The organism is Kocuria atrinae C3-8, from assembly GCF_000286355.1.
Taxonomy (GTDB): Bacteria; Actinomycetota; Actinomycetes; order Actinomycetales; family Micrococcaceae; genus Kocuria; species Kocuria atrinae_A.
Window position 1 is genome coordinate 1 of sequence record NZ_AJXN01000057.1, and the last position, 7,047, is coordinate 7,047.

Sequence of the window (7,047 nt, forward strand, 5' to 3'; positions counted from 1 at the left end):
TCGACACTCCCACCGCGGGCCGCAGCAGCGCCAGCAGCGGCGTAACGGCCCCAGGCGTCCGCTCGAGGCGGCGCAGCGGCACGACAAGCAGCGTCCCCAGCAGGGCGGTGTGGAACTGTAAATACTCGCTCTGCCGGGTGTGTTCAGACGGACGGTGCCCGCTCCCCATCCGGGGGAGCGGGCACCGTTGCTTGCGTGGTGACCATCGTGGAGGAAGCCGTCCACAGCCGGCGGCTACGGAAGTGCCACGTGCGCGCGTGAGGTGACCTGCCGGACTGTGGTCGGGTGGTCGGTGGGGGTCCCCGTGTCCATCATGGGTGCGGGAAAAGCCGCGGAGCGAGGAGAGCTTTTGCGTGCACATGTGGGCACGGGGCTAGTGCCTGCACCACGTCCATGTCGAGTCAGTTGATTAGGAGCTGAGCTTCTCGACCAGATCCAGGACGCTGTTAAGCCACGCCGGGAATACGCCGATCAGCGCCACGGCGAGGGCGCCCAGACTAGCTGGCGCGGAGGCATAGTGTCTTCCCACTCTCGCCCTAACGCAGCGGCTTCGTCCCGAGCTCTGGTAGCCCTATTGTTGGACTCATTGCAGAACTGGATTGCGTCGAAATGGCGCTGTTCCAGCTGAGCCCACTCCGGGTCATGCTTAGACACTCCCGCGCGGTATAAGTCGTTCATGCGGTCAGTGATCACGTGCATCCGCTTTCGATCCTCCTGGGACTGCTTGAAAAGCTCGTCGGCGACCTTTTCCAGTCGACGCAGTCGCCGGTGCCTAAGCATCCATCCAATGAACTGATCGGTGTTCACTACCCCCACCGCAGAAACAACGCCTTGAAGAAAGTGATTCGTACCGAGCGTGCGGTCATCATTGGACTACCTGTGGCGAGTTTTCCTCCCGTGCTGGCTCAATCGGTGAAGATTGGGTACCCCGCGTCGTCTTGCGCCGCCGCTGCACACGCTGCAATTTCTCGGGTGTGGTGAGTCCGATCTTGCGCAGCTCTTCGGCGGTCCAGCACCAGTGGTAACGGCAGCCTGGAACGCTGCGGTGTCGTTCTTCTCGGCCTCTTTGAGTGCTTCGCGTGCCTCATCGAGGACCCCGCGTGCGGTGATCGCCGCCCGCACATAGTCCATTCGGTCGTTGAGAAGCCGCTGCGCGGCTTCTTCTGTCTGTTGGGGGTCAGTGAACTTCACCATACCTCCACCTTAACGGACGCACACGATCCTTTCCAGAAACCACTCATGCCCAGCTGCCACTTCGTACCCGTGGTGCCCCAGCGGAGCAAAGCTATGTTCTATGTGCCATAGAACGGGTTTCCCGCTGGCCCTGCGGGCTGTGCGGTGGCACACTGGCAAGTGTGGGGCCCACAAAGTGGGGCGCTGCGCTGGGCCGAACGAAGAGGAGGTGCTGTGGTGGAGCAGGAGAATCCGCGTCGAGTGTGGACATCGAGACGGAAGAAGATCGAGGGCAAAGCCCAGTACGTCCGGGTGTCGATGTCGGAGTCGGAGCGTGCTGCGTTGATGGTGTTGGAGCAGCAGACCGGGTTGTCGCCGTCGGCGTTGATGGTGCAGGCGGTGTTCGGGTCCGCGGATCCGGTGGCGGTGCAGTTGCGACGGAGTCAGCTGGCGGAACTGATTCAGATGCGGCATCTGATGGCCACGATCGCCAACAACGTGAACCAGATCGCCCGGCATGCCAACAGCACCGATGAGGTGCTGCCGGAGACGGTCGAGACGTTGCGGGAGGCCCGCCGGTTCGGGATGGATGTGCTGGCGAAAATTGACGAGTTGATCCCGTGATCCCGAACATCACCAAGGGTGACAAGCCGGTGGGGCTGATGAAGTACCTGGCGGGCCCGGGCCGGGCGAACGAGCACACCGACCCGCATCTGATCAATGGTTCGCCGTTGATCATGGCGTGGTACGACGACGTGCAGCTCAACGAGGAAGCCGCGGTGTCGGTCGCTCGTGAGGTCGATCTGAACCGACGTTCCTTCGGTGTGGACGCCGAGACCAAGCACATCTGGCACTGTTCACTGTCGGTTCCGTACCAGGATCGGGAGGTCACCGATCAAGAATGGGCCGACATCACGGCGAGGTTCATGGACGAGATGGACTTCACCGACGCCGGTGCCAAGGCCCCGTGCCAGTGGGTCGCGGTACATCACGGGCGCTCCACCAAGGGCAACGACCACATCCACATCATGGCCTCCACGATCCGTGGGGACGGCACGAAGTGGGCCGATGGCAATGACTTCTCCCGGGCGCAGAAAGTGGTGCGCGGGATCGAGAAGGACTTCAACCTCATCCAGCTGGGCAATCACTCCGAGCGGTGGTTGAAGCAGGGCGAGATGCGGCGGGACAGCACGCGGGAACCGGCACGGTTCACGCTGGAACGCACGGTGCGGGCGTGTGCGGTGGCCGCTGACACCGAGGCGCAGTTCGTCCGGCAGATGCGCCGGGCGAACATGTTGGTGCACCCCCGATTCGCGGCCGGTACGGATTCGGTGGTGACCGGGTACTCGGTGGCGGAGCGTCCACCGAAGGGCATGCGGCCGTTGTGGTTCGGTGGCGGCAAGCTCGCTGCTGACCTCACCCTGCCGTCGTTACGCACCCGGTGGCCGGACATCCCGGACTCGGCCCAGGAGGCGGCGGAGGAGTGGATGGCAGCCAAGCGGCACCGCCGCATTGTTCACCCGGATCCGCCCGGTGCGGCTCTGGATGAGGAGACCGCACGGCGGCTGGCGGATGAATTGAAGGAGGTCCGCCGGCGGTTGGTGAAGATCGCTCCCGATGATCGCCAGTTGTGGGCGCATGCGGCCCGGGAGACTTCCGGGGTGTTCGCCGCTTGGTCGTACGTGACCGAGGACGGGCAGGGCCGCTGGGAAGGACTGCCCGGGTGCTGGCCCGGTCTGCCCACCGGAACGGGCTGAGGATCACCACCGCGCTGGAGGCGCCGCTGCGCACCAGCGGCACCACCGCGTTCCTGCTGGCGGTCACCCAGGCGCCGTCCCCGATGGCGCAGGCGCTGATCATGAACCAGATGCTGCGGATGACGCAGGCGTTCTACGAGATGCACCAGGCCAACCAGGAGTTGCGCGAGGTGCAGCTGATCAACGACGCCTTCGAGCAGCACCTGGCGGTGGTGGCTGAGCCGCTGCCGGAGGTCGAGCCGGCCACTTCGAAGCGCAATATCTCTCATGCTGGTCCGGTCCGTGAGCGTGGTGCGCTGCGCGAGACTCAAGGCCCCACAGTTACCCCCCGACCTTACGTCGACCACACCACCGGAACCGAGCATGGAATGGAGCTGTAGTGATGAGCACACAACCAGATGGCGTGAATGACCTGATCGGCCGTGACCTCCAGGCGATGATGGCCGTGGCCGGTCGCTGGGGGGAGATGATGGCCCGCCAGCGTGCCGAGCAGGTGCGCCAACGACTGATGGAGCAGCAGCAGCGTCGGCGCGAGCTGGAAGAGCGGTTCGAGGCCGAACGCGCGGTGATGCGCACCGAACTCGCTCCGTGGACCAAGACCGGTTCTGGGAGAACGCCAAGCCCGAAGATATCGCTGGCCACTACGGGTTGGCTTGGCAGTGGGAGCACCACGACGAGGTGGCCCGCGCGGTGCGTGGGCGCATCGAGACGAAAGTGCACACCCGTCACGGGCTCAGCGTTGAGGACTACCTCGAGCAGCGCACCCCCCAGCAGCAGCGCACCGATACCGTCGTGCAGGACAAGTCCGCCCGCGAAGCAACAGACGCCCAACGTGATCACGCCGAAGCCGCCCGCCACGCCGCTGTCGCCGCGCAGGGCAACCTGGACAACGACACCGATACCCGCCACTCGACCGCCGACGCCGAAGAACTCTGGGACTCCGGAGACCGCCGAGCCCGGCTGACAGAGACGCTCATGGCCGCCCTCGGCGGCACTGAAGAAGGTCGCGATGGTGTGCAGGCCCGTCTGGCCGCCGAACGGGATCAGGGCACACCCCCAATTAATGCGGTGCGCTCCACCAAGCGCGGCCCCAAGGCCCGCAAGAACACCACCGGACGCGGCACAGGGCGCGAACGAGACATGGGCCTGGGCTGAGGGCAGTTGGATCTGATCTCATAACTGAAGGGGCCATACTCCCGGACGATGACAGTGCCGGGCTGATCCCCGACTATTACCGTTCCCGTCCATAGGATTGACGGATGCTCGCGCCCGCTCACTCTCAGGCCCCGCTGATCGTGACCACATCGGTGTGGTTAATCACCGCCCTGCGGTAGTCCCGACGGCGCCGTGGTGGACTCGCCTGGCAATGACTGAAATCCACGGGCGTCTTGGAGTTGGGCGCGTGGGTACTTGCTAGGCGATGATGAAGCCATGTCGAACGTTGAGGATGCCAAGCGTAGGGTGAGCCGGTTTCGGGACGAGCTGCGCTCCTATTACAAGGACGACTCAGGGGCCATCAATTTCATTGCTGGTGCACTGAATGAAGAACAACGAGTGTATGTCTCCGATTACCTTATTGATCTGGTGCAGACAATCGATAACACGCTTGGCGACATGCGGAAAACTCTTGTCGAGTATAGTCGGGCGCGGGATAATGAAGAATTTCAAATGAAAGATCGACTGAGAGCTGAAAGTTCGGTCGGAACTCCGCAAGAGCACTCTGAATCAGAGGTGAGATTTAGGTTTCATAGGGAAACCTTCGAAAATTCCTATTTCTTTAAGTTCGGAGGTGTCATTGATCTCTTGGCCGCATGTCTTATCGTCTCTAGCGGTGTAAGTAAGGATGTAAGAACGGTAAGTCACGCCGACCTCACGGCGGGTGGGCGAATCGACCAAATGGCCAAGGGTGCCAGGAACAGCCTTGGCCTCTCTGAAGATCCTGAAGTGAGAGCGTCTCAGCTATCCATTCTTCATTCTATGCGGCCCCTGACATCAGGCGAGGAAAATAGGAACTGGTTTCCCTGGTTGAGCCACTACAGAAACCGTATTGTGCATAGAGCGCAGGGCGTTGAGTTCACCATAGTGCGAAACGGAGCAGTCAAGGGGGCCTATGACATCTTGCGCCTTCCGGGAAAATATCCGGAAGAAGGAATGATTTCTGGCTTTGCCCGCCCGGATGGTATCCGTGCTACGTCAGTGCATGAGGATATGCGGGATGTGATGAACGTCAGCTTTTCCCGCCTATGTGATGTCGTCATAGCGACAATCGACGCATGTTCTCCGTTCTGTGGACGCCGATCCGCAGGGGAGATCAATATCACGCAACAGGCTGGTCAGTGGCCCACCGAGGCCAGCTATGACTATGAATTCAACGGATTCTCTCCGGACGAATCCATCAAGCGGTCCCTTAAAAAGGCGGACACCATCGTTGCTCACGGGAGCCTACTGGAACGTATGGAAGCAGCATCGGCGCTCATCAAGAGAAAGGCATACCCAGACTCCGGGCACGAGCACTAGAGATATCAATCGAAATGTCCGGCTGGCCGTGGTTCCAGTGGAGGCGATGTGCGCTTGGGGCTGTGTGCCCTAGGTAAGCACCCGAGGAAGGGGCATATTTCGTCGAAGAGTGCTTGCATGGTGGGGTCGGCGCGCCGCAAGATTTCCCAGGCGCGCCAGAGGCTGGTGAGGCGCCTGACGGCTTCTTCGTGGCGCTACCAATGGGCGCACCAGTTGAAGGTGGTGGCGCGGCCGGCAAGGTCGAGGTCGCCTTGGGATTGGTATGCCAGGTGCTCGGCGACGAACGCGGCCACGCTCACGTGAGCGAGCTTCCCGGAGGTGCTCCTCATGCAGGGAGGAGCATGGCCAAAATGGTTTAATACTCTGTGAGTGATCCGAAGTCCGGTACAGTCTCGTCGGCCGCAGACCACTACGAAATCGCGGCGAAATCGGTCGGACGGGAGTTCCAACAGATGCGAGAACTCCCGTGGGGTAAAGCGCCGATAAGAATGATTATGTAAAGTAGCCCAAAGCGGAGGCTCCCCTCCGGTGCCTTCCACCCGTCGTGAAGTTCCGGGTAACGGCTCCGAGGCTCCCCCGATGTGCTCCTCACGTGGGCCGATTCCGCGTCAGCACCGTAGGGCGCAGGGTCGTGCATGGCGTGGAGGAAGCCTTCGCCCAACTGGTCCATTCGTCTTCTGACGTCGGCATGCGCTGGCGGTGATTGCGTTGCACGCAATCTGTGTGCGAGGATCGCAATCGATTTCCTGAGCCTGAGGACGGCCTCATGGGCCACGACGGCGCGAACGTACGGTTCGTTCCCGTCGGGGCACACACCCCTGCTCCTGAGGTGTTCCTGGCCCGTGCCATGAACGGACGAGCTTCTCAGCAGCCGGTGCAGGCCTTCCCGCTGGCGCCGATCTGGGCCCGGCGCAATGACGTGATGGGTCCCGTGGACTTCTCTTGAAGTGCCCACAGTCCCGACCACCTGCGATCACTGAAAAACCGGATAACGCGTTTCCCCATTATTCAGAAACAGTCTTCTCTCCTTCCTGCGTCTACGGGTCGATCAGCGGCTGTACAACGACACCTCTTGAGCCTTGCGTTGTGACCGCTGCGCGGGACAGCCGGGCCAGGTGTCACCGGAAAGCGCGGCTGGTCCGGCTTCATTCGTAGCCCAATATTGCCCTATGAGTGCTTATAGGACTGCAGTCGTCACACCTCTAGCTGACCGCGGCGATAGCGTAGTTCTCGCTCCGTGTGCGTTAGCGGCGAACCTTTGAATGGCAGTGTCTTCAGGTCTGCGGTCGTAGCGGCTCTCAGCGCCAGGGCGTTAGCAGCCAGGGCGGCGCGCTCAGGCAACCCGATCGCCTGGGCAAATGCGGCCCAGTGCCTTGCCCGTATATTTTTCATTTTTCCGTCTACCGGCAGGGCCTGGGTATCGTCGCCATACAACAATGTGCACGGCACGTCGTAGACCGGGGCGATGACGAATCCACCGTGCCGACCGCCCAGGACGGAGACGTTCTTGGCGTGCAGGTCACCGTTGCCGGTGAGCCAGGCAAAGACGAACTGTAGGTACAGATTGCGGACCGCGACCGCCGGGGCCTTGCATACGGTG

The 7,047-nt window shown here is 62.0% G+C and carries 7 protein-coding genes and 1 pseudogene; 6 read left to right on the plus strand and 2 right to left on the minus strand.

Annotated features, from left to right (window positions below; translation table 11 throughout):
• The first annotated feature begins 1,407 nt into the window (after positions 1-1,407).
• The 5 genes from mobC to YO9_RS0107295 all read left to right on the plus strand — a co-directional run bounded on the left by mobC (position 1,408) and on the right by YO9_RS0107295 (position 5,447).
• Positions 1,408-1,797 (plus strand): plasmid mobilization relaxosome protein MobC, encoded by a 390-nt coding sequence (gene mobC, locus YO9_RS0107280; protein ID WP_016996871.1) that lies wholly within the window; start codon positions 1,408-1,410, stop codon positions 1,795-1,797.
• Positions 1,794-2,930 (plus strand): relaxase/mobilization nuclease domain-containing protein, encoded by a 1,137-nt coding sequence (locus YO9_RS0107285; RefSeq protein WP_223286252.1) that lies wholly within the window; start codon positions 1,794-1,796, stop codon positions 2,928-2,930. The genes mobC and YO9_RS0107285 overlap by 4 nt, the downstream gene beginning before the upstream one ends.
• Entirely contained in the window at positions 2,897-3,310 is a 414-nt protein-coding gene (locus YO9_RS17435; protein WP_016996872.1) for a hypothetical protein, read from the plus strand. The genes YO9_RS0107285 and YO9_RS17435 overlap by 34 nt, the downstream gene beginning before the upstream one ends.
• A gap of 208 nt (positions 3,311-3,518) precedes the next feature.
• Positions 3,519-4,085 carry a hypothetical protein gene (locus YO9_RS0107290; RefSeq protein WP_016996873.1) on the plus strand — a complete coding sequence of 189 codons (567 nt, stop codon included), beginning with the start codon at positions 3,519-3,521 and terminating at the stop codon, positions 4,083-4,085.
• A gap of 276 nt (positions 4,086-4,361) precedes the next feature.
• A complete protein-coding gene (locus tag YO9_RS0107295) occupies positions 4,362-5,447 on the plus strand; it encodes a hypothetical protein (protein WP_016996874.1) in 1,086 nt (361 codons plus the stop codon).
• A 5-nt stretch (positions 5,448-5,452) separates the two neighbouring features.
• On the opposite strand, the pseudogene YO9_RS21485 reads toward YO9_RS0107295, so the two are convergent.
• A pseudogene (locus YO9_RS21485) lies at positions 5,453-5,629 on the minus strand (DUF4913 domain-containing protein); the annotation flags it as partial.
• A 584-nt stretch (positions 5,630-6,213) separates the two neighbouring features.
• Here YO9_RS21485 and YO9_RS0107305 point away from each other — a divergent pair.
• The gene (locus YO9_RS0107305) at positions 6,214-6,393 is read left to right on the plus strand and encodes a hypothetical protein (RefSeq protein ID WP_016996877.1); all 180 of its coding nucleotides are present in this window, start codon (positions 6,214-6,216) and stop codon (positions 6,391-6,393) included.
• Positions 6,394-6,641: 248 nt separating this feature from the next.
• Here YO9_RS0107305 and YO9_RS0107310 read toward each other — a convergent pair.
• A partial coding sequence (locus YO9_RS0107310; protein WP_031272848.1) for a HipA domain-containing protein occupies positions 6,642-7,047 on the minus strand: 406 nt, incomplete at its 5' end.

Excerpts from the sequence above, each read along its gene's own strand:
- YO9_RS0107295 (WP_016996874.1), top strand. The coding sequence starts at position 4,362 with ATGTCGAACGTTGAGGATGCCAAGCGTAGGGTGAGCCGGTTTCGGGAC.
- YO9_RS0107305 (WP_016996877.1), top strand. The coding sequence starts at position 6,214 with ATGGGCCACGACGGCGCGAACGTACGGTTCGTTCCCGTCGGGGCACAC.